The organism is Marinobacter sp. F3R11 (genome assembly GCF_003318275.1).
Classification (GTDB): domain Bacteria; phylum Pseudomonadota; class Gammaproteobacteria; order Pseudomonadales; family Oleiphilaceae; genus Marinobacter.
Window position 1 is genome coordinate 493266 of sequence record NZ_QOCH01000015.1, and the last position, 22228, is coordinate 515493.

A 22228-nucleotide genomic window follows, 5' to 3' on the forward strand; every position below is an offset into this window, starting at 1 on the left:
ATGTGCTTTTTGTTCATAAAGTTCACGAGCAAACCGGCCAACGGTGTCTTACCCTTTAGCCATCCAACCGATGGACGATTCTGACTGAAGCCTATGCCTGTTAAACGACGCACCAAACTCAAAACCCGCATGATTATCACCCTGGGCCTGGTGAGCGCCCTGCAGGCGGCATTTATCGGCGTATTTGCCGGCTATTACCTCAGCGAATCCCTCTACAATGAAATTGGCCAGCGCGCGCTGATGGTAGCCAAAACCGTTGCTGCCAGCCCCGCCATAATCCGCGGTATACAGCAGCGTGACATTGAGGCTCTCAACGCCCTCACCCGCACAATGGCCACCACCAACGAAGCCCTTTTTATCGTGATTGGCGACCACAACGCTATCCGCCTGGCTCACCCTTCGGCAGAGCGTATCGGCCAATCAATGGCAGACGATGACGGAGATTATGGCCGCCGCGCACTGGTAGACGGAGAGGGCTACGTAGCTCTTGCGCTGGGCAACCTGGGCGAATCCATGCGTGGCAAAGCGCCGGTGTTCGAGCCAGACAGCGGCGACATTATCGGCATTGTGTCGGTGGGATACAGCGTGAGCCAGGTGGAGGCTACTGTGCAGCGCTATAATTTTGTGCTGTATGGCGTTCTGGGCGTAGTCCTGCTGGTCAGCATTCTGGCAGCCGTGGTCATCGCCAGCCGGTTCAAGCGTGCCATTTTCGGCCTGGAGCCGGAAGAAATCGCAGGACTCTTTCAGGAGCGCGATGCCACACTGCAATCAGTACGTGAAGGCATTATTGCCATCAACCGCCATGGCATTATTACCACCGTTAACCGTGCAGCTCTGACCACTCTGGACCTGAGTGCAGACCGCGAGATTGCAGGGCGCCCTATTCTCGAAGTGCTGCCGGAAAGCGACCTTATGTCGGTTCTGAGCACAGGCACGCCGGATTTTGACCGCGAGGTGTGGCTACGCAACCGTCAGATGGTGGTCAACCGGCTACCCATGCGCCAGGGCAACGACATTATCGGCGTGGTGGCCAGTTTTCGGCTACGCAACGAGCTGGATCAGGTCAGCCAGCAACTGACTCACATTCAGCAGTACGCCGACACTCTGCGCAGCCAGACCCATGAATACTCCAACAAGCTGCACACCATTGCCGGGCTGATCCAGCTGGGCGCCTACAAGGACGCGCTGAAGCTTATCGGCAATGAAGTCAGCAGCCACCAGGCGCTGATTCACCTGCTGCTCGAAGCGGTGCCAGACCCCATCATTGCAGGTTGTCTGCTTGGCAAACACAACAGGGCCCGGGAAATGGGCCTGCACCTGGACATAGACCCTGACAGCCAGATGGCCGATCTGCCCGACAACCTGCCACGGGACCAACTGGTAAGTGTACTGGGCAACCTGATTGATAACGCACTGGAAGCCACTCGTCGCCATACTGGCGCAAACGGCCGGGTACAGCTCTCGATGACCGACCTCGGCCAGGAACTGATTTTCGAAGTGGAAGACCAGGGCCCTGGGGTCGCGCCAGAGGTACAGAACCGGATTTTTGAAAAAGGCGTAACCAGCAAATCCGGCCACGAACACGGTTTCGGGCTACATCTGGTCCGCCAGTTTCTGGACAGCTGGGGAGGTTCTGTAACCGTGGAAAACCTGGGGGAAGCAGGCGGTAGCCGCTTTACTTTATACTTACCGAAAAAACCCACAGTCAGGAGCCAACCGTGCCCCCCATCCGACTGCTGATCGCCGAAGACGACCGCCAGATTGCGGAAATCCAGCGCCGCTTTATCCAGCGCCTGGACCAGGTGGAGCTATGCGGCATTGCCCACACTCTTGCCGATGCGCGGGAACAGGCCGAGGTGCTGCAGCCGGACCTGATTCTTCTTGATGTGTATTTCCCCGACGGCAGCGGCCTGGACTTACTGCGAGAGCTGCGTGCCGGTAACAACAGCAGCGACGTGATTCTGATTACCGCCGCCAAAGAAGTAGAGACACTGCGCACGGCCCTGCGCGGCGGCGTGTTTGACTACATTCTGAAGCCACTGGTGTTCGAGCGTCTGGAAGAAGCCATCAACCGCTACAGCGATCACCTTGCACGCCTGTCGGCACTGAAACATCTGGGGCAGGACGAAGTAGATGCCCTGCTCCCCCGCAATGCCGGCGACGCCGGCAATGACAGCACGCACCGGCTGCCGAAAGGCATAGATGTGATTACGCTGGACAAGATCCGGGAGCTGATTGCCGACAGGAAACCCTGGAGTGCAGAAGAAGTGGGCAACGCCATGGGAGCATCACGCACCACCGCAAGACGCTACCTGGAATACATGACCGGCACAGGCACGCTGGTGGCCGAGGTTAACTACGGCAGCGTTGGCCGGCCGGAACGGCGCTATCGGGTGCGGTAAGGCCTCCGGATCACCGAAGCCTGAACAAGCCTACCGGGGCTGACCGGAGATTATTGATCCGCCCGGACAAAAACCCAGTTTATTCCAACGTTGTCGCACACGATGACATCTCGATTGATGGTGTCACACAGCGACAGGCTTTCTGGCAACTCATCGTGGTATCGGGCTTTCAGCCCCAGAGTTTTCCGGTCCTGCTTGAGCAGTTCGTAGGTCTGTTCCATTCGCTCGGAAAAATCCACGCCGCCGCTTTCCAGAGTGTGAAAGGCGTTGTGAAATGCCGTGAAACTCATAGTATTTGCGCCAAGGCCAATAGTCAGCATTTTCGGAATATAACGATCATAAGCGGCCGAAAGATAGGTTCGTACGGCTTCATCATCGTTACGTTCACCATCGAAAGGCTCTATTCCGAGGCGGTTATCCGGTTCCAGCACCCCCTCATCCAGCGCTGCCAGTGCGCGATTGGCGGCCAGTTCATAGGTCTGGCCCGGGCATTGGATGAGCTCTCCCTGCAATTCGCAGCCCGCCAACCCCTGAGCAATGGAAAGCCCGGGGGCGGATTCTCTCAGGGGCTCTTGCGGTGGTGCAGTCGCCTCCGGTTGCGTGACCGCCGCCGGTTCAGGAGCAACAGAAACCTCGGGCAATGTCAGCCCGAGACTCCTGGCCGGCCGACGCAGCAACAGTGCCTGCACCCTTTGATCATTACGCCTGAAATCCATCATGGAAGGCAGGCCCGCACCTCCACCACTCTCTACAACCTCACAGTAAATACGTTCCAGGTCCGTCTGGGCTGACGCCAGACAAGCTTCATCAGCACTGGCGACCGACATCCAGCCAAGGGCGAGAATCATGGGTAATTGTTTTTGGCTGGCCATCAATCAGACTCCATCTGATGCATTTTTATTGCGTACCATGCAGCATCCTGTTCTACCACATTTACGTTCACCGGAATAACGAGGCACTATCAAAGTGGTACAACAAGCCCAAGAGTTGTTTAACGGCCGTCACATTGCCTGCTCAAACATGGACAAATCGAGCTCAGCGCTGTCTCCCAACCAGTAGGCATATATTGTGTGGTCTTCCAGATCATTGCCGGACAGAGCATGAATCAGAATCGTGAGACCTTCTCTGTGTCGTTCAAGCCAGCTGACAAACTCATCAAAATGCTGAGCACCAAATGTAATCTGGCAACTCCACTCTGGATGGGGGCCGACCATCTGCTGATGAACACGGCCAACCTTCAGACCGAACTTTTTCCCCGCCTGCTCACATAAGGAAGTCGCAAACGACAATGTCTCTTTCTCGAAATATACGTGCGCATGGTAAGCCTTATGAGAATTAACAGGACGCTTTATTTCATTCATCAGGTTCTCCATTTGACTCAACAGATCGGGCATCTATGCTTCTGTCTGCGCCAAACAATTGTGGCCCATATTCCTTCCCGCAGGCTCATGGTTTGGTGACAGACATTTTCTCACCGCACGGTCATTATCATTCATTCCCCTTAGCCAGTAGAATAGCGGCCTCAAATATCACCTGCCCGGAACCGCGAGTGAGAGAACACCCAATGCCATCTATACCTCTGGCACAGACAGGCCCCAGGGACAGACTGTTGCAGCAACTGGCTAAATCAGCCGTGTTGCCTGAATACAGCCAGCTCCCTTGCATTTCCGAGCGGCTCGGCCGTTTGTTCGGGCTGGGTGACACCATGAACCTGGATGCCGCGACCGCTTACCGTACAAGGCAACCGGGCGAGGTGCAGGGAGCGATGGCAGACAGGCTGACCGACGAGCTGGCCACAACCCGCCAGGCGCTGGTTCGCCGCATTCAGGCCTGGGCGGATGAGCTGGAATTTGAAGGTGAGCCGGAGTTTGAGACTGTGCAGGATGCCTGTCTGGCACTAAGGCGCAGAATCACCGCAAACAGCCGTCAACTCCGGGACAAGGTACGCAAAGCCATGAAAACACAGGGCCAGACCCTCGCCCGGCTGGCCGAACTGGATTCGGTGTTCGACCACACCATGACGGGCTATACCAGCCAGTGCTTTTCCCAGCTTTCCCGGGTGCTGGAACAGCGTTTCCAGGCCTTACAGACATCCTCTGAGCAACTCCAGGCATCAGACCAGCAAACCGGACACTGGTTCCACCGCTACTGCGAGGAAACGCAGATTATGTTACTCGCCGAACTGGATGTTCGGCTGGAACCGGTGCTTGGTTTGCTTGAAGCCTGCCACAACGAGGTTAACAAGACCCTATGATGAGTAGACTGTTTTTTACCCTGGCTTTCGCCATCGGCCTTGCAGCAGTGTGCTGGGTTGGCGCAGGCTTTATCGGATCCGACAGGCTGGCACTGGCCTTCACCGGCATTATTGCTGTGGTGTATTGCCTGGGCTTTGGTGAGCTGCTGAATTTCCGCCGGCAAACCCGCCAACTTGCAGACAAAGTTAACCAGCTACCCGGAGCCCATGATCAGATATCCTCCTGGCTGGACGCCCTGCCCCAGCCCATGCAGTTTCCTGTGCAGCGCCGAATTGAAGGCCATGCTGCAGGCCTGCCTGCGCCCCAGCTGACACCCTACCTGACCGGCCTGCTGGTAATGCTGGGCCTGCTGGGTACATTCGCCGGCATGATCGTAACCCTGGGCGGCGCAGCGTCGGCACTGGACAACAGCACCGAACTCAGCGCCATTCGCAGCGCTCTGGCCGCCCCCATCGCCGGGCTGAGCCTGGCATTTGGAACATCCATAGCCGGTGTTGCCGCCTCGGCCATGCTGGGGCTGGCATCAACCCTGAGCCGCCGGGACCGGTTACAGGAATCCCGGACACTCGATGCGGTTCTGCGGGAAAAACTGCACCACCTGTCGGCCGACCATCAACGCCAGCAAGCTTTCCAGGCTCTCGAAAGCCAGGCCAAAGCTCTGCCGGAGATGGCATCAGCCATGGAGCGTATGACCGCACGAATGGAACAACTCGGTCAGCAACTGGAAGAATCCCTCACCCGCAATCAGCAGGAGTTCCACAGCACAGTCGGCAGCCATTACCAGACTCTGGCCAACTCCGTCGCTCAATCACTGACCAAGGCACTGGATGACAGTTCCAGGCAGGCCGCCGAACGGGTAGAACCTATAGTCATCAATGCCATGGAACTCCTGCAAAAAGAGGCACAGACAGTGCACCAGGCCTGGTCTGATGACACTCGTCAGCAGTTGGCTGAACTGACCTCCAGCTTTCAGGCAACCACCACTGAGGCCAGTGCGCGCTGGCAGCAGAACCTGTCTGAGCAGCAAAAAACCAGTGCTGCTTCTGCCCGAACGCTGCAGGAATGCACTGAGGCGCATCAGGCCAGGCTGCAGGAACACAGCGAGCAACACCACGCCAGACTGCAAGACCAGTCCCGGGAACTCATTGAAAGCCTGCAGCAGTCACTGACCGGGTATCAGGAACACCTCCGGCGCAACAGCGCAGACCTGGTGAACAACCAGAAAACCGGCATCGATGAACTGCTGGCCACCATTGGCCAGCAACTGTCCGGGCTGCGGGATCAGGAAGCTGTGCGGGCCGATGCGGTTGCTACCCGCCTGGAGAGCCTGGAAGCCACAGCCGCGAAACATCTGGCGGAACTTGGCACGGCGCTGGAAACACCCATGACCCGCCTGATTGAAACCGCGTCTGAAACCCCGAAAGCCGCCGCAGAGGTTATCCGCCAACTGCAAACAGAAATTGCCCGTAACAGTGAGCGGGAAAACGAACTGCTGGAAGAACGCCAGCGGCTGGTTCAGGAGCTGGACAGCCTGCTGGAAAACCAGCGCAACAGCGCCGAAAGCCAGCAGAGTGCCGTTGATTCACTCATCAGCGGCGCCAAGGAAACCCTCACTGACATCAGCGAGCGCTTCAACACACTGATTCAGGAACAAAGCCAGCAACTGGACAAGCTTGGGAACGACATCACCGGCAGCAGCCAGGAAGTGGGCGCACTGAGCGATGCCTTCGCGCAAGCCATTGAACTGTTCAGCCAGTCCAACCAGCAGGTGGTCGCCAGCCTGGCGGATATCCAGAAAGCTCTGGACAAGGCCGGCAGCCGCCATGATGAACAACTGGCCTACTACGTTGCCCAGGCGCGGGAAATCATCGACCTGAGTGTCAGTTCCCAGCAGGATGTCATTGATGCCGCTGCAGCACTGCACCGGGCTGACACCAGCGAGGCCGGCTGATGGAACAGCTGGAAGGCGGCGAACAACAATCCGCACCGGTCTGGGCCATATTCTCGGACCTGATGGCTGCGTTGGTGGGCATTCTGGCCCTGATGCTGGTATGGGTAATAGGCATTCAACTGGAACTCAGCCAGTCGCTGGACCAGGAAATTGAAAAACGGGAAGCCGAAGAGCAACGCCGGATGGCGCTGGAACAGGCTCTGGAAGACCCGCTTACCAAAGGGCTGGTGACCTTTCATGATGGCCGCATTGGTATCAGCGGCAACGTGCTGTTTGAGCTCAATTCCGACCAGCTCCAGGCCGAGGGTGAGGAAGTGCTGGAATCACTGGTCCCGCCCCTGCAAACCTATCTTGAACAGCACGATGAACTGCTCATGGTAAGCGGCTTTACCGATGACCTGCCCATGCACCCCGGCAGCCGTTATGGGGATAACTTGGGGCTGTCAGCCCAGCGGGCGCTGACGGTTACCCGAACCCTCACCAGTCTGGGCCTGCCCAATGACCGCGTGTTTGCCGCTGCCTTCGGCCCACATCACCCGGCCGTGCCCAATGTAGATTCTGAATCCCGCGCCCAGAACCGGCGGGTAGAAATCAGCACAGTGCCACGGGCGCCATCCACGACGGACGAACAAGAAGGCGGGGCCGGCAACTGATGACTGCGGATACAACCCTGCACTCAGCTCTGGAAGAACTCAGGCACTCCGGCGCCGACCGGTTTGACCCTGTCCGCTTCCGCTACCTGCAAGCCTGCGAACGACGGCTTCGCAGCAAAGCACTGCAACATGGCCCGCACTGGCAAAAACTGGAACAGGCAGTCTCCGAATACCAGGCCAGACTCAAACCCTCAGAGCAACCTGAGCCTGCCCCTGCGCCCCGCGAACCTTCGCTTATGTCCACCCTGCTGGATGCTCTGAACCAGACAACAGAAGCACCCGCCACAACGCCCCGCTCAGCCCTTGAGCAGAGAATTTTCGGGGCAACAGAGGAACCCTCACCAGCATCAGGCACAGCCCCCCCCCAACCCCTGAAAGCCATGGCCAGAGCCAAAGCAGACCAGAGCACTCACGCGCTGCAGGAGCGTATTCAACAGGCTATCGAAAGCACCCCGAAAGATGCCGGCCCCATGAATGCCCACAGGCTGGTCAGCCGGGCTATTGCGGAGATGCAGAAACTGTCGCCGGAGTACCTGAACCATTTTGTGAACTACACGGATACGCTGATGGTATTGGAGAAGCTTGGGCGGAAGGGTGGTTAGGACTTACTCCACTGAGTTGCTGCGGCACCTTGGTCCATCTGTCTCACGTACCCGCTTTCATACTCCGGTATGCCTCACAGGTTTTATCTCGTTCACGAGCCAGGCGAGGATCGCTGTTCCCCATAGCTGCAACTGTAGCGGCATTACGCGCCTGACGCGCCACCTCCATACACAAAGCATTGAACAACTGAGCAGCCTTCACTGTGCAAGGAGAAAACTCGCTGAGGTTATGCCGGTAATTCGCGCAGACACTCACCGGACGCAACCGCCAAAGCTGGTGCTGATAAGAGACCGTCGTTCCCTCATACTCAATGGTTACAGGAGTCATCTGAAGATTTCTGGTCTCTTCGAAATGATTCGATACTGTTGACTGAATCGTATTGAGATAAGCTGAAATCGCGAGTAGTGCCGGTCACTGTACGCAAAAACTCTGTGATCTTTTGTTCAATATGGCTTTCGACCGTTTTCAGGCGAAGCAAAGGCAAGCCTCCTTTGTGGAGGATGCTATTTTTCAGGGCGTCCCATCGTTTCTGTTGCGGCTTATCGTGATCACCTCCGTCCACCTCAATGACCGCCAGAGGTTTTTTACCCACCTTGAAATAGAGCACAAAATCACAGCGGCTTCTGCCGTTCAGAAACCCGCGCTCTTTTGCTGTCAGAGTTTTATTTCCAAGTGACACCAACTGATTCAGGGCTATCTGTGTATGAAAGGTTACCGCCTGATTGGCAGGCCGAGAAAGCCGTTCGCGCAGTATCTGGGCCACGATCTGTTCTGACTTAAATTGTGAATCGCTCGCTCTTAAAGAAGACCTCAACTTTTCCAGAGACTGATCATACTCGGCGTACAACAAATCAAAAGCCGACACCACTGGTGAACGATGAACATTTGCTGTTTCATTCGAGTAATACTCAATATAGCGAATCAAGGCCGCAACAGGCCCGTTTTCAGCGCTGAACACCTCTTCACCGGTCACCAGAGTAAACTGTTTCTTTGCCCGGGATACTGCCACGTTAATCAGATGGGGGTCGTCCACAAACTTCAGATTTTTTTGGTTACTGGCTTTCTTGTCCAATACCGTTGAAAAGACAATCTCATCACACTCCCTGCCCTGGAACTTGTGGGTAGTATCCTTTATGAAACTGGCAGGAAGATGCGAGTGTGACAGTGCGATCTGCGCATTGTATGGAGCAATAAATCCTCGCTTGGCCCCCTCATCCCACTGGCTGCTTTCGCCCCGTTCCAGCACGTGGAGCAACGAATCCAGCTCTCGCTGGTTTTTAAAGAGTCGAGCGTGATTTCCTTTGGCGGTTACGATCAGCTGCAAGGCATCTTCGCCCGTATCCAGGGTCATCGGAATAAGCTCGTTGTCATAAAACTGCTGATTACAAAACTGGATAATTCTGGGGTGGCACCGATAATGCTCCTTCAGAAGAGTCACCGGAATGGTTTCGCCAAAAACACTAAGGCAAGAGTCCAGTAGGCTGTATTTTTCGCAGTCATACCTTTCATCTGGCGCTGCTTTGCCAATCTTCGCGAAAATTGGGGGCAACTGTTTTCTGTCACCAACGATAACGAGGTTCCGGGCGCAACCCAGCGCCAGTATTCCCGGGATAATATCCTGCTGGGACGCTTCATCAATGATGACGTAATCAAGAACCGTTCCGGGCTTAAGCGAGTTAATGATGGAATGCGTACTGCTGCCGATAATTGGATAGCGCTTCAAAAACGCATCGATCCGGCCCCGGTAATCTTCCGAAGTGAAGCCGTCCTCAGACCATTTTTGTTGTTGAAGCTGGTATTTCAGGTAGGTCATCGATGCATTGGTTACGCCCGCTAATAGCGCGTCGAAATCACCATTCTTCAAAGTCTCCTGACAGGAAGCCAGGTCAGCTTCCTTTTCCTGCAATGCCTTATCGTAGTAGCCCAGCTGCAAAGCAAGGATCATAGCGTTGCGCTTATCGGATGCGCTAAAAGGTTTGGTGCGCAAAATCCGGAAATTCAGCCACAGCTCTATTCTGGTCCTCAGGGTGATGGGCTTGTCATCAAGCATAGTCAGATAGGCCATCAAGTCCGTGATCTTTTGCTTGGATAACCGGTATTTTTCCAGGGGATCGGTTTTGAGTGAGTGCGGGTGAGATTCCAGACTTTCCTGCCGCCATTGCAATAGATATTTCCGCTCGATGTTGAGCTCATTTATTTGAGCTTGCAGTTTCGCTACTTCATTCCGTGCATGCAGAAACTGTTTCAAATGCTCTATCTGGTCCTCAATTTCTTGCAATAGCGGCGCAGGCGGAGACTCACCTGTTGGAACCTTAGGTGAGTTGGCAAAGAAATTTTTACGATTCTCTCTGTTGCCGAGTTTGGCGACAAGAAAGTCCAACCCTTCTTCGCCGAGCTTCTCATAGACATTTTCAACGGCGGCATTATTGTTGGAAAGGATGGCAACGGTTTCGTTCCGTAGCAGAATGTTGGCAAGGATATTCAATATCGTCTGGGTCTTTCCCGTGCCGGGAGGCCCCTCAATAACACTGACCTGTGAGGAGAAAGCGCCCGCCACGGCCTTTAGTTGGCTTTCATTGATGCCGAAAGGAAAAATAATGTTTTCTGAAGTTTCCCTTGGCCGACTATGCCCTGTGCAGTATGAATTCAATACAACCTCTGGATTTGCAGGCAAGGCTTTCAGTTGACGCAGCACATTGTCCGCAATCGCTGCATCTTCCTTGGGGTTCGCCTTCGCCCTTTCCAGCCTGGCCTCGGCCACAGAAACGAAGTAACGGAAGATGTCGCCATCTTTGAGCTCTGTTTTTTTAACAAGCCGGATGTTGTCCATATTCATAACGTAGGGTTTGGAATTCTCTGAATACTGGACAACTGCTTGCTTGTTACCATACACCACCACTTTATCCACGTGACCGAACACGCTACCGCTTTTCTTCACAAGGAGCGCGTCTTCCACCACCTCGGTGGGCGTGATATCGCATTCACTGAGAGGACGAGTGTAGGATTTTCCTGAGGGGAAAAAGCAGGTCAGCTCCAAGCCCTGGCGAGCATTCCGTATTCTCCAGTCGCTGATCTGCCCGGTCTTGTTCTGGCCGTTTACATGGATGGTGACCATGGTCCTCTCGTTATTATTTGCGCTGACACCTTTCGGGATAGATAATTATCCTGTTTTTTTCTTCCGGACATCCCTCACCAGATAGGAATTACCCGGGCCGCGCTTCAGCTCAAACAAGTCTATTGCCTTGATGAGACTGCTCAAATTTTTATAGCCGTAGTTTCTGGTATCAAACGAGGTTTTATTCGAAATATGCGACCCGACTGGCCCTAATGCTGCCCAGCCATCATCCTCTTCCGTCGCTTCAATTGCCTGACGAAGCAGATTAATCAGCTTGGTATCCGATTTTATATTTTTCGTTGGAGCTTCGTCTGTATCACTTTTCTCTGGCTTTTGATCCAGAAACAAGAACTTGGAACACGCGTTAACAAATGGCGCAGGAGTCTTCCGTTCGCCAAAGCCTAAAACCACCTTACCCTCAGCCAGCGCACGGGTGACCATTGGTGTGAAATCACAATCAGACGACACAAAACACATCACGTCTATATCCTTTGTGTACATCACATCCATGGCATCAATCACAAGGGCTATATCCGATGCGTTCTTTCCTTTCGAGAGGTCATACTGCTGCACTGGCTGAATAGCATATTCATGCAGAAGATCCTCCCAGCCTTTCAGAGACGCTTTTTTCCAGTTTCCGTATGCTTTTCTGATGGTTACCACACCGTATTTCGCAACTTCACTGAGAACATCCTCGAACTTGCCCGCCGGAGCATTGTCCGCATCAATGAATAGCGCAATTTTCTGCTTTGACTCATCCATTTACATCTTCTCCTTTTTCTATAGCCTCAATGCTTGCGGCTCTACAAAAGCTGATGCCCGATAACCTCTTAACCCTGCCATAAAAATCAGGTGGGGCGCCTGGAATGGGTTAGACTTCAAACAACCTGTCGGACGACCCACTACAAGGAACAGAATGAGTAAACCTGGCACCATCAGACCCGAAATCCGATACCTTCTTTACTTCGCTGTTTTCTGGGTTGTGTTCCTCTCCGCTGCAACCTATTTACTCGGTAGCTGGGACTCCCACAAAACCAACCCCAACCAGCAACTGATCAGTCACAGCCGCGGCGGCGTCACCGAAATCAAACTACAGGCAAACCGCCAGGGCCATTATCTGGCAAATGGCACCATCAACAACCAAAATGTGACCTTCATTCTGGATACAGGCGCGACAACCGTGTCTGTCTCAGAACACATCGCCGAAAAAGCAGGCCTTGTCCGAATGCAGCCCAGCCTTGCACGTACTGCTGCGGGCACAGTACGTGTCTGGAATACAACCATTCCAGAACTCCGCCTGGGCGATATCACATTCAATAATGTACCCGGCACCATCAGCCCGGACATGGACCCGGACATGGTCCTGCTGGGCATGAGTGTACTTGGACAGCTTAACTTCTCTCAACAATCGGGCGTTCTGACCCTGAGCCTGGGAACGCATTGAGAATGATGGCGCTCACTATCGTGACTAAGGCCGTCTGGCGGAGGCCTATCGGGGTCTTTGATATAAATTGATTTACCACCCCCCTGAGCACCGTATCGATCATATTTTTCACGCCTCAAATATCTGGGGTATTCCTCATTGCCATTGAACGAGGCTCTAGAAAGCCCTCGAAATCTTTTCGACGGCGCTCCTACGAAAAATCCAAGTGTGCTTTCGATGATGAGAGCCCCGGCCGCATGACGTGTGACCCAGCAACAACTGCAGCCGCTACAAGGATGTTGCCGATGAGCGTGAACGGGAAGATCTCCGGTGCCAGGCCCAGGAACTCGCCGGTGAAGTTCATCATGCCGTGGAACAGAAGCACCGCCAAAATGCTACGGTTCGTGCTGTTGTACACCCACACGATTAGCAGAGTTTGCAGGACTATGGAAGGCAGCCACCACCACAGCTCTGGGTTGAACGAGGTGTTCGCGTAGTAGCCCGGGAACCACACGAAAGGCGCGTGCCAGACAGCCCACGTGGCCCCGTTGATAAGACCGGCAACCACCGGGTTGAACCGCTCCTGAAGCTCGTCGAGCCAGTAGCCGCGAAGCCCGATCTCCTCGACGGCCGGAAAGACGAACGAGAGCAGTAGCACGAACGCGAGGGCTTGAGGCGACAAGACCGCGTCCCAGGCGATTCCCAGGGGGCGGTCCGTGATGCCAAAGACGAGCGCTGCTCCCGCCATGAGCAAGTCGAAGACAAGCCAGAACAGAAGGATGACGGTGAGCCAGCGCACACTGATGCGGCGGATGTCGACGAGTCGAGAACCGATGTCTCTGAGGCGTCGCCTGCCGCCGGTGAGACCCGCCAGCACCACGCCTGCGATAAGCGGACTTGCTCCCCCAACAAGGAACAGGATGATCTTGGGGAAGGACCACACCGACTCACCTGATGCAAAGATGGGAGACCAGAACAGGTATGCCCAGCCGAGGTATACGAGCGGGAAGCCAACCACTCCGACCTTGACGGCCAGCGCTCTGGCCCTCTCATACACCCTGGTCAAGTCTCGATCCTCCCAACGGCATAGCGGTCAACACCAGGAACCTTGTTCGCGCGTCTAACGCTTTTGTTTAGCGGTGCCCCGACAGGGGCGTCCGGTGGAGCCCGCAGGCCGGAACAAACTACAATATTTGTTAGAATCTGCCAAAAAGTGAACAGGTTTTCGGAACCGAACTATTGTTGCCATTTTGGTTTTCTGTGTTTTCACTAAGAGATTTGGCATTTAATATATTCTTATTAGGATACCTTGATGTTATGGAAAACATTTCCTTCATGGGGGAACCCTCGGGTTTCTGATAGTAACATAGCTTCAAGAAGCCTGACTCAGAACCAGAAGGATACTGATCGCCATCGATAGTAAATTTCTCAAAAGAAAACCCTCTATTATTTAAATCTATCTTATCGACATAGACCTTACCATCAATTGAAACTGATAAAAAATGTTCCCCTTCAGTCCAAACACGGATACTTGCCCCTTTTAACGAACACTCTGATGACTCTATGATTCCAGGAAAAATAACCCCTTCACTTAACAAACTGGCTTTAATCTCATCACGTAGCTCTCGCGTCCCTTCTTTGAAAATAGTTTCAGGATTATTCACATAGTCAAATTCAAACGAGGCGTAATCAAGTTCGGGGTGACAGGTTCTAAATATAAACGGCACTCCATAATCCGAATATGCTTTGCCTGAAATGCAAATAATCAGAAACAGCAACGAAAGTCGCATGACGCCTCCAGAAATTCTAACGCCCAGCTAAGCCGACGGAATGGACTTCCCCCAATAAAATGGACACGCCCAATCACAGGCTAGGAATGTCTAGTGGAACGGGGTAAGTCCATGTCCGAGCGCTTTGATTTGTTAGCCAAGCGTGGGAAGTTCTTGATATATTCGCTGCACAAGTTCCTTTCCATGCTTTCGCTCCAAACGTCGCACAACAAAATGCCCTTTAGCCATGTCTTGGAAATGGTCCATAAAAACAGTGTTAATAATTGCTCCACCAGCAGCACCAATTGCTGGCACAGCCTGAGCGGCTGCCTTATCTGTTATTTGTATGCTATACCTCTCTGCGACCTCAGCAATAAATCTGACCAATACAGGCGCCCCCTCTTGAGTTAATGTTTTGGTCGCCAAAAAGTCAGCCGCGTCTGCAACTAACTTTGCTAATGCAGCTCGTACTGCATAGTAGCCACTCTCCGCGCCATCGTCTGACTCGCTAGCACCTCCGAGCGCGAACACCTCAAGGCAAGCGAGCTTAACTTCTACTTGAGAAATTGATTCCCCTTCACTTCTTGCAATATCTGCAATTGATCTAAGCATAATGGTGGTAGATAGTGCCAACTCTGCTGCAATAGCAGAAATCCCAAAGAAGCCTCCAATTCCGCCAGAAATGGCCACCCCTAATTTATGCCAATTATTTGAAGATGATTCGCCCGGTATATCTTTCATCGTAAAAATAGCTGCATCGGAAGCCTTCATTAGGGCAGTTTGAGTGACATCGCTAATTTTCCCTTTCCATTCCACTGGAAGCTGACCTAGCCCCTTTTCTATTGGACTACCAATAAGATTCGTAACCTTCGCTGCAACACCAGGGTTTTCCAAAATGTTTTTCGCCGATTGCAGTTCTTTCCGATCATTTTCTGGAAATTCGATTCCCATTACTTCTAAAGCTCCTATATGGCTAACAGCGTATTAGATAGAACGCTTAATTATTGCAATAACACCGCCCCCTCAACACTTTTCCATGAACCGGTAGTCGCACTGAGTTCTTTCTAACGGCATTGCATTAATCGCAAACAGAGCAACATTCATAGCTTGCTACCCTCTACATTAATCCATTCTCAGGCTATCTTCCGTAGCTCTTTGCAAAAGCTTGTTAAGTCGGGTGAAGAAAGGTGTTTTGTAGTCTGTTTATGCGGCAATCGGAATGTATGGGGCTATCGAGAAGGGAATCCGGAGGGGGAGTCACAGCCCCGGGCAGGCGCCCAGGGCTGTTGTACTGCAAGTCTTACTTAACTTTCGGATCCAGCTCACCAGACTCGTAGCGCTCAAACATGCGCTCAAGGTTGATGGGCTTGATCTTGCTGGCGTTGCCGGCACAGCCGAAGGCTTCGTAGCGTGCGATGCAGATATCGGTCATGGCTACCATGGTGGCCTTGAGGAATTTGCGCGGGTCAAACTCTGCCGGGTTCTGGGCCATGAAACGGCGAACAGCTCCGGTGCTGGCAAGGCGCAGGTCGGTATCGATGTTTACCTTGCGCACGCCGTGCTTGATGCCTTCAACGATTTCTTCAACCGGTACGCCGTAGGTTTCCGGAATTTCACCACCGAATTCGTTGATCACTTTCAGCCATTCCTGGGGCACAGAGCTGGAGCCGTGCATAACCAGGTGGGTATCAGGGATACGAGCGTGGATGGCTTTAATCTGGTTGATCGCCAGAATGTCACCTGTTGGCGGACGGGTGAACTTGTAGGCGCCGTGGCTGGTGCCGATGGCGATGGCCAGTGCGTCTACGTGGGTCTTTTTCACGAAGTCGGCGGCTTCTTCCGGGTCGGTCAGCATCTGATCCATGTCCAGAGTGCCTTCGGCGCCGATGCCGTCTTCTTCGCCGGCCTGGCCGGTTTCCAGGGAGCCCAGGCAGCCCAGTTCGCCTTCTACGGATACGCCACAGGCGTGCGCCATTTCAACGGTGCGGCGGGTTACGTCTACGTTGTATTCGTAGCTGGTCGGGGTTTTTCCGTCTTCACCCAGTGAGCCGTCCATCATAACGGAACTGAAGCCCAGCTGGATGGAGCGCTGGCACACTGAAGGGCTGGTACCGTGGTCCTGGTGCATAACTACCGGGATATGTGGCCATTCTTCAATAGCCGCCAGAATCATGTGACGCAGGAACGGAGCACCGGCGTATTTACGGGCACCGGCAGAGGCCTGAACAATAACCGGAGAATCGGTTTTGTCGGCGGCTTCCATGATGGCGCGCATCTGTTCCAGGTTGTTTACGTTAAAGGCTGGCACACCGTAACCATGCTCGGCGGCGTGGTCCAGCATTTGCCGCATCGAAATCAGGGCCATTTGGTTGTCTCCTTGGTTTAAAAAAAGTCACATAAGTTTGAAATCATATTCAGCACGCAGGAGCGTTTTTTTCCCGGCTCAGAACTCTATGCTCCGCGCTCTTCCAGTACGGCAACGGCCGGCAGTACTTTACCTTCCACAAATTCCAGGAAGGCTCCACCGCCGGTGGAAATATAAGAGATCTTGTCAGCTATATTGTATTTGTCAACGGCTGCAACTGTGTCGCCACCACCGGCCAGTGAGAATGCATCGCTCTCGGCGATGGCTTCAGCCAGGGTTTTGGTGCCGTTGCCAAACTGATCAAACTCGAACACACCTACGGGGCCATTCCACAGGATGGTTTTGGCGTTCTTGAGCAGTTCCGCGAACTGGCCTGCGGTTTCCGGGCCTACGTCGAGGATCATGTCGTCTTCAGTCACGTCGGAAATATTCCGGATGGTGGCTGTAGCACCTTCCGCAAACTCACTGGCAACCACTACGTCGACCGGCAGCGGGATCTTAACGCGGGAGGCGATGTCTCTGGCAGTATCCAGCAGTTCGTGTTCGCACAGGGATTTACCAACTGGGTGGCCGGCTGCGGCCAGGAAGGTGTTGGCGATGCCGCCACCTACGATGATCTGGTCACACACTTTTTCGAGGGCGTTGAGCACGTCAAGTTTGGTGGATACTTTAGCGCCACCAACAATGGCTACAACCGGTTTGGCCGGGTTATCCAGGGCTTTGCCCAGGGCTTCCAGTTCCGCAGCCAGCAGTGGGCCTGCGCAGGCTTCCGGTGCAAAGCGGGCTACGCCGTGGGTAGATGCCTGGGCACGGTGGGCTGTACCGAAGGCATCCATCACGTAGATGTCGCACAGGGCAGCGTATTGTTTGGCCAGGGTTTCGTCGTCTTTCTTTTCGCCTTTGTTGAAGCGAACGTTCTCGAACAGCACCACTTCGCCGTCGGCCACGTCAACGCCACCAAGGTAATCTTTAATCAGGCGCACTTCCTGGCCCAGCACCCCGGTGAGGTAATCAGCAACCGGCTTCATGGAGGAAGCTTCGTCGTATACACCTTCTTCCGGGCGGCCCAGGTGGGACATCAGCATTACCTTGGCACCGGCGTCTCTGGCAGCTTTGATGGTGGGCAGGGACGCGCGAATGCGGGCATCACTGGAAATCACGCCGTTTTTTACCGGCACGTTGAGGTCTTCGCGGATCAGAACCCGCTTACCAGCGAGGTTCAGGTCGGTCATTTTTTTGATGGCCATAACACTAATATCCTTAACGTTTAAATCATGAAGATTGAGGCAGGCTCTCTGGCCAAGCCTCTTTTCACTCTTGAGCCTCTGTGGTTTTACCCAGCCAACTCTGGCTTACATCCAGCATGCGGTTGGCAAATCCCCATTCGTTATCAAACCAGACCAGCAGTTTTACCATATTCCCCCGGGTTACCCGGGTCTGGCCGCCGTCCACAACACCGGAATGAGCATCGTGGTTGAAGTCGGAGCTGGCCAGCAGTTCATCGGTGTAACCGAGAATGCCTTTCAGCGGGCCATTTGCTGCGTCTTTCAACACGCGGTTTACTGCGGCTACATCCGTGGTTTCTCTCACATTGAACACCATGTCGATAGCAGAGACGTTCATGGTGGGCACGCGCAAAGCCACGGAGCTGAAACGGCCTTCCATGTGAGGAAGCAGGCGCTCAACACCGCGTGCCAGCCCTGTATCTACCGGGACTATGTTGTGGAGCGCACTGCGGGTAAGGCGCAGGTCCTGCTGATGGTAGGCGTCTATGACTGGCTGGTCATTCATGGCGGCGTGAATGGTGGTGGTACAACCCTGCTCCACGCCGAAAGCTTTATCCAGTACACAGATCACCGGAACCAGACAGTTGGTGGTGCAGGAACCTGCTGCCACTATCCGGTCGGTTTCTGTGATTTCAGACTCGTTGATGCCGTAAACCACGGTGCGATCCACATCCGATTCAGCAGGCTGGGAAAACAGCAGTCGTTTTGCCCCCGCCTGAAGGTGTCGCTCTGCCGTGGCCCGGTCGGAATAGGAGCCGGAGCATTCCAGTACCAGATCTATGCCCAGTTCATTCCACGGCAACTCGGCCGGGTCTGAATGGCTGAGCACACGGATGGGATCACCGTTAATGATCAGATCCTGCCCCTGCACCGCAATGCTTCCGGAAAACCGGCCATGGGTGGAATCGTATCGGGTAAGGTGTGCAATCGTGTCGATATCGGAAAGCTCGTTAATCGCGACCACCTGAAGGTGATCGCGAAAACCGTTTTCGTACAGAGCACGCAACACGCACTGGCCAATACGGCCATACCCGTTGATCGCAATACGATAGGGCGCAGGTACTGTCATCAGGCGTCCAGCAATTCCGCAGCTACTTCGAGTACGTTTTCTACGGTAAAGCCGAACTCTTTGAACAGTTCGCCGGCCGGGGCAGATTCACCGAAGGTGGTCATGCCCACAACGCGGCCATCCAGGCCCACGTACTTGTACCAGTAATCCGCAATCGAGGCTTCGATGGCAATGCGGTTGGTAACTTCCAGCGGCAGCACCTGCTGCTTGTACTCGGCACTCTGGGCATCGAATACGTCAGTTGATGGCATGGAAACAACGCGAACTTTCTTGCCCTGCTCACGCAGTTTGGCAGCGCTGTCCTGTGCCAGGCCTACTTCTGAGCCGGTGGCAATCAGGATAAGGTCTGGAGTGCCTTCGCTGTCTGTCAGCACGTAGGCGCCCTTTGCCACATCCGCCAGTTGCTGTGCGTCACGAGCCTGTGCAGGCAGGTTCTGGCGGGAGAAGATCATGGCGGTGGGGCCGTCTTTGCGCTCAAGAGCACTTTTCCAGGCAACCGCGGATTCAACTGCGTCGGCCGGGCGCCAGGTGCTCATGTTCGGAGTGGTGCGCAGGCTGGCCAGTTGCTCAACCGGCTGATGCGTCGGGCCGTCTTCACCCAGACCAATAGAATCGTGAGTGAACACGTAGATAGCACGCTGTTTCATCAGTGCGGCCATGCGCACGGCGTTACGGCAGTATTCCATAAAGATCAGGAAGGTCGCGCCGTAAGGTACAAAACCGCCGTGCAGGGCAACACCGTTCATGATGGCGGCCATGCCGAACTCACGCACACCGTAATAGATGTAGTTACCGTTGGCATCGTTTTTACTTACGCCTTTACAACCGCTCCAGAGAGTGAGGTTGGAGCCGGCCAGGTCGGCAGAACCGCCAAGCAGTTCCGGCAGTAACGGGCCGTAGGCATTCAGGGTGTTCTGGGAGGCTTTACGGCTGGCAATGGTTTCGCCTTTGTCCTGACATTCCTGAATGTAAGCCTGGGCTTTTTCAGAGAAATCTGCAGGCAGATCACCGGCCATACGGCGCTTCAGTTCAGCAGCCAGTTCCGGTTCCGCTTTTTCATATGCAGCAAAGGCTTCGTTCCAGGCGCTTTCGGCGCTGGCGCCTTTATCTTTGGCATTCCAGGCGTCGTAAATGTCGGCAGGAATCTCAAACGGGCCGTAAGTCCAGCCCAGGGCTTCGCGGGTCAGTGCAATTTCATCGTCACCCAGCGGGGCGCCGTGGCAATCTTCTTTACCCTGTTTATTGGGTGAGCCGAAGCCGATGATGGTTTTGCAGCAGATCAGTGTGGGCTGTTCGGTGTTGGCACGGCCAGCCTCAACAGCGGCACGGATGGCATCGGCGTCATGGCCGTCAACACTGGGGATTACCTGCCAGCCATAGGCTTCAAATCGCTGCGGTGTGTTGTCGGTAAACCAGCCTTCAACTTCGCCATCAATAGAGATGCCGTTGTCGTCGTAGAACATGATCAGTTTGCCCAGGCCCAGAGTGCCCGCCAGCGAACAGACTTCGTGAGAGATGCCTTCCATAAGGCAGCCATCGCCCAGGAATGCGTAGGTGTAGTGGTCAACAACTTCATGGCCCGGGCGGTTGAACTGTGCCGCCAGGGTTTTCTCTGCCAGTGCGAAGCCCACTGCGTTAGCAATGCCCTGCCCCAGTGGGCCAGTGGTGGTTTCTACACCCGGGGTGTAACCGTATTCCGGGTGGCCAGGCGTTTTTGAGTGCAGTTGGCGGAAGTTCTTGAGATCGTCAATGGAAACGTCATAGCCGCTCAGGTGCAACAGTGAGTACTGCAGCATGGAGCCATGGCCGTTGGACAGTACAAAACGGTCGCGGTTGGCCCACTGTGGATTAGCAGGATTGTGGCTCAGGTAATCGTTCCACAGTACCTCGGCGATATCAGCCATGCCCATGGGCGCACCCGGGTGGCCGGATTTGGCTTTCTGAACCGCATCCATGCTCAGCGCGCGAATGGCGTTGGCGAGATCTTTACGAGAGGGCATTAACGTTTCTCCAATGTTTTTCAGGGAAAGTAGGGAGCAACCCAGGGCTTTTAATGGGGCGATAAAAAGCTGCTCAAAAATAAGGCGCGTATTTTCGCCGATTAGGGTGTGCCGGGGCAAATCATGATGCGCCTTCTGTGCAAATATCCTGGCGCAGATTCCCGAAAGAGGTTGATTTCAAAGAGTGATAATTCTATATCAAAATATTTTGATATGGCTATTGATTGATCACCCAAACCCACTTACACTCCGCAACCATGACAAGTTTGAATGCACAGGCTAACCAAATATCCTCCGTGGACGTGCTTGCCCCTATCTTCAAGGCAAGCGGCGACCCTCTGCGCCTGGAGATTTTGCGTGTGCTGCGGCGCGATACCTTTGGTGTGCTGGAACTCAGCCAACTGTTCGATATGCGCCAGTCCGGCATGAGCCACCACCTGAAAGTAATGCACAAGGCAGGGCTGGTAGAGCCGCAGCGTGAAGGCAACTCGATTTTTTATCGGCGCCCGCTGCACCTGGATAACGACAAGCCGACAGATCTGACGATCCGGCAGATTTTTGAAGCTGTAGACCGCGCACCTTTGCCCGCGCATCTGCAGGAAAAAATTGAATCTATCCGTAACCAGCGCGCAGATCAGTCGCAGGCGTTTTTCTCCCGGCATTCAGATCAGTTCCGGGAGCAGCAGGAATTGATTGCGGCGTTTGACCTCTACGCGGTGCCTGTGGCCGAGATGATTCGCAAGCGGACACGCAAACACCACTGGCAGACGGCTCTGGAAATCGGGCCGGGTGAAGGCGGCTTCCTGCCGGTGTTATCAGAGCTTAGTGAACATGTTGTGGCGCTGGATAACAGCCGGGACATGCTGGCCAAGGCAACGCGAACCTGCATTGACCAGCACCTCAACAATGTCGATCTGATAGAAGGCATAACCGACACACTGCTGGCCCGCGGTGATGCGTTTGATCTTGTAGTGGCCAATATGGTGTTACACCACGTACCCAGCCCTGCAGACATTTTTCTGGATGCTGCGGCCTTGATGAATAACGGCGGTTGCCTGGTTATCAGCGACCTGTGCCGCCACGACCAGAACTGGGCAAAGGATAACTGCGGCGACCTCTGGCTTGGTTTCGAACCGGAAGAGCTCACCGCCTGGGCAATAGCTGCGGGCCTTAAATCCGGTGAGCAATTGTTTATCGGGTTGCGTAACGGTTTCCAGATTCAGGTCAGAGAATTCTGGAAAACCCAGCTACCCTTGAGGTAACGGAACCCAGGGATAGCAATGCCTCCCAGGGAATATTCAAAAACTTTGATATTGGTGTAAGTAGTATTACTTACA

Annotated in this window: 20 protein-coding genes; 8 read left to right on the forward strand and 12 right to left on the reverse strand. The window is 54.2% G+C overall.

The window, feature by feature from the left end:
• Positions 1-93 precede the first annotated feature (93 nt).
• Together DS878_RS10675 and DS878_RS10680 are read left to right on the forward strand one after the other, a co-directional pair.
• A complete protein-coding gene (locus DS878_RS10675) occupies positions 94-1740 on the forward strand; it encodes a sensor histidine kinase (RefSeq protein WP_113815944.1) in 1647 nt (548 codons plus the stop codon).
• Positions 1719-2402, forward strand: a complete 684-nt coding sequence (locus DS878_RS10680; protein ID WP_113815945.1) for a response regulator — start codon at positions 1719-1721, stop codon at positions 2400-2402. Before DS878_RS10675 ends, DS878_RS10680 begins: the two co-directional genes overlap by 22 nt.
• A gap of 50 nt (positions 2403-2452) precedes the next feature.
• On the opposite strand, the gene DS878_RS10685 is transcribed toward DS878_RS10680, so the two are convergent.
• Both DS878_RS10685 and DS878_RS10690 read right to left on the reverse strand, forming a co-directional pair.
• Positions 2453-3274, reverse strand: a complete 822-nt coding sequence (locus DS878_RS10685; protein ID WP_261977768.1) for a hypothetical protein — start codon at positions 3272-3274, stop codon at positions 2453-2455.
• A 129-nt stretch (positions 3275-3403) separates the two neighbouring features.
• A complete protein-coding gene (locus DS878_RS10690) occupies positions 3404-3763 on the reverse strand; it encodes a DOPA 4,5-dioxygenase family protein (protein ID WP_113816660.1) in 360 nt (119 codons plus the stop codon).
• A 203-nt stretch (positions 3764-3966) separates the two neighbouring features.
• Between DS878_RS10690 and DS878_RS10695 the strand changes: the two genes are divergently transcribed.
• Genes DS878_RS10695 through DS878_RS10710 form a run of 4 tightly spaced genes read left to right on the forward strand, consistent with a single transcriptional unit; the run spans position 3967 to position 7863 of the window.
• Complete coding sequence (locus DS878_RS10695; protein ID WP_113815946.1) at positions 3967-4656, forward strand: DUF3348 family protein; 690 nt, start codon at positions 3967-3969, stop codon at positions 4654-4656.
• On the forward strand, positions 4653-6608 hold the full coding sequence (locus DS878_RS10700; RefSeq protein WP_261977770.1) for a DUF802 domain-containing protein: 1956 nt from the start codon (positions 4653-4655) through the stop codon (positions 6606-6608). Before DS878_RS10695 ends, DS878_RS10700 begins: the two co-directional genes overlap by 4 nt.
• Positions 6608-7261 (forward strand): OmpA family protein, encoded by a 654-nt coding sequence (locus DS878_RS10705; RefSeq protein ID WP_113815948.1) that lies wholly within the window; start codon positions 6608-6610, stop codon positions 7259-7261. Before DS878_RS10700 ends, DS878_RS10705 begins: the two co-directional genes overlap by 1 nt.
• Complete coding sequence (locus DS878_RS10710; RefSeq protein ID WP_113815949.1) at positions 7261-7863, forward strand: DUF2894 domain-containing protein; 603 nt, start codon at positions 7261-7263, stop codon at positions 7861-7863. Before DS878_RS10705 ends, DS878_RS10710 begins: the two co-directional genes overlap by 1 nt.
• 43 nt (positions 7864-7906) lie before the next feature.
• Here the strand turns inward: DS878_RS10710 and DS878_RS10715 are convergent, their stop codons facing one another.
• Genes DS878_RS10715 through DS878_RS10725 form a run of 3 tightly spaced genes read right to left on the reverse strand, consistent with a single transcriptional unit; the run spans position 7907 to position 11741 of the window.
• Positions 7907-8191: a hypothetical protein gene (locus tag DS878_RS10715; RefSeq protein ID WP_261977771.1), complete on the reverse strand. Its 285-nt coding sequence runs from the start codon at positions 8189-8191 to the stop codon at positions 7907-7909.
• A complete protein-coding gene (locus DS878_RS10720; RefSeq protein WP_113815951.1) occupies positions 8172-10979 on the reverse strand; it encodes an AAA domain-containing protein in 2808 nt (935 codons plus the stop codon). The genes DS878_RS10715 and DS878_RS10720 overlap by 20 nt, the downstream gene beginning before the upstream one ends.
• A gap of 45 nt (positions 10980-11024) precedes the next feature.
• Positions 11025-11741 (reverse strand): NYN domain-containing protein, encoded by a 717-nt coding sequence (locus DS878_RS10725; protein ID WP_113815952.1) that lies wholly within the window; start codon positions 11739-11741, stop codon positions 11025-11027.
• 154 nt (positions 11742-11895) lie between these two features.
• Here DS878_RS10725 and DS878_RS10730 point away from each other — a divergent pair, with 154 nt between their 5' ends.
• Positions 11896-12423, forward strand: coding sequence for a TIGR02281 family clan AA aspartic protease (locus tag DS878_RS10730; RefSeq protein ID WP_113815953.1), 528 nt, complete (start codon positions 11896-11898; stop codon positions 12421-12423).
• A 190-nt stretch (positions 12424-12613) separates the two neighbouring features.
• Here the strand turns inward: DS878_RS10730 and DS878_RS10735 are convergent, their stop codons facing one another.
• From DS878_RS10735 to tkt, 7 genes are all read right to left on the reverse strand, one after another.
• On the reverse strand, positions 12614-13459 hold the full coding sequence (locus DS878_RS10735) for a CPBP family intramembrane glutamic endopeptidase (protein WP_113816661.1): 846 nt from the start codon (positions 13457-13459) through the stop codon (positions 12614-12616).
• A gap of 139 nt (positions 13460-13598) precedes the next feature.
• Positions 13599-14192, reverse strand: coding sequence for a hypothetical protein (locus DS878_RS10740; RefSeq protein ID WP_113815954.1), 594 nt, complete (start codon positions 14190-14192; stop codon positions 13599-13601).
• A 132-nt stretch (positions 14193-14324) separates the two neighbouring features.
• Positions 14325-15122 carry an EcsC family protein gene (locus tag DS878_RS10745; RefSeq protein ID WP_113815955.1) on the reverse strand — a complete coding sequence of 266 codons (798 nt, stop codon included), beginning with the start codon at positions 15120-15122 and terminating at the stop codon, positions 14325-14327.
• Between the two features lie 349 nt (positions 15123-15471).
• A complete protein-coding gene (fba, locus tag DS878_RS10750) occupies positions 15472-16536 on the reverse strand; it encodes a class II fructose-bisphosphate aldolase (protein ID WP_113815956.1) in 1065 nt (354 codons plus the stop codon).
• Positions 16537-16622: 86 nt separating this feature from the next.
• Positions 16623-17783 (reverse strand): phosphoglycerate kinase, encoded by a 1161-nt coding sequence (locus tag DS878_RS10755; protein WP_113815957.1) that lies wholly within the window; start codon positions 17781-17783, stop codon positions 16623-16625.
• 64 nt (positions 17784-17847) lie between these two features.
• Complete coding sequence (locus DS878_RS10760) at positions 17848-18891, reverse strand: type I glyceraldehyde-3-phosphate dehydrogenase (RefSeq protein ID WP_113815958.1); 1044 nt, start codon at positions 18889-18891, stop codon at positions 17848-17850.
• A complete protein-coding gene (gene tkt / locus DS878_RS10765) occupies positions 18891-20891 on the reverse strand; it encodes a transketolase (protein ID WP_113816662.1) in 2001 nt (666 codons plus the stop codon). The genes DS878_RS10760 and tkt overlap by 1 nt, the downstream gene beginning before the upstream one ends.
• Before the next feature lie 257 nt (positions 20892-21148).
• Here tkt and DS878_RS10770 point away from each other — a divergent pair, with 257 nt between their 5' ends.
• Positions 21149-22153 carry a metalloregulator ArsR/SmtB family transcription factor gene (locus tag DS878_RS10770; RefSeq protein ID WP_113815959.1) on the forward strand — a complete coding sequence of 335 codons (1005 nt, stop codon included), beginning with the start codon at positions 21149-21151 and terminating at the stop codon, positions 22151-22153.
• The last annotated feature ends 75 nt before the right edge of the window (positions 22154-22228 follow it).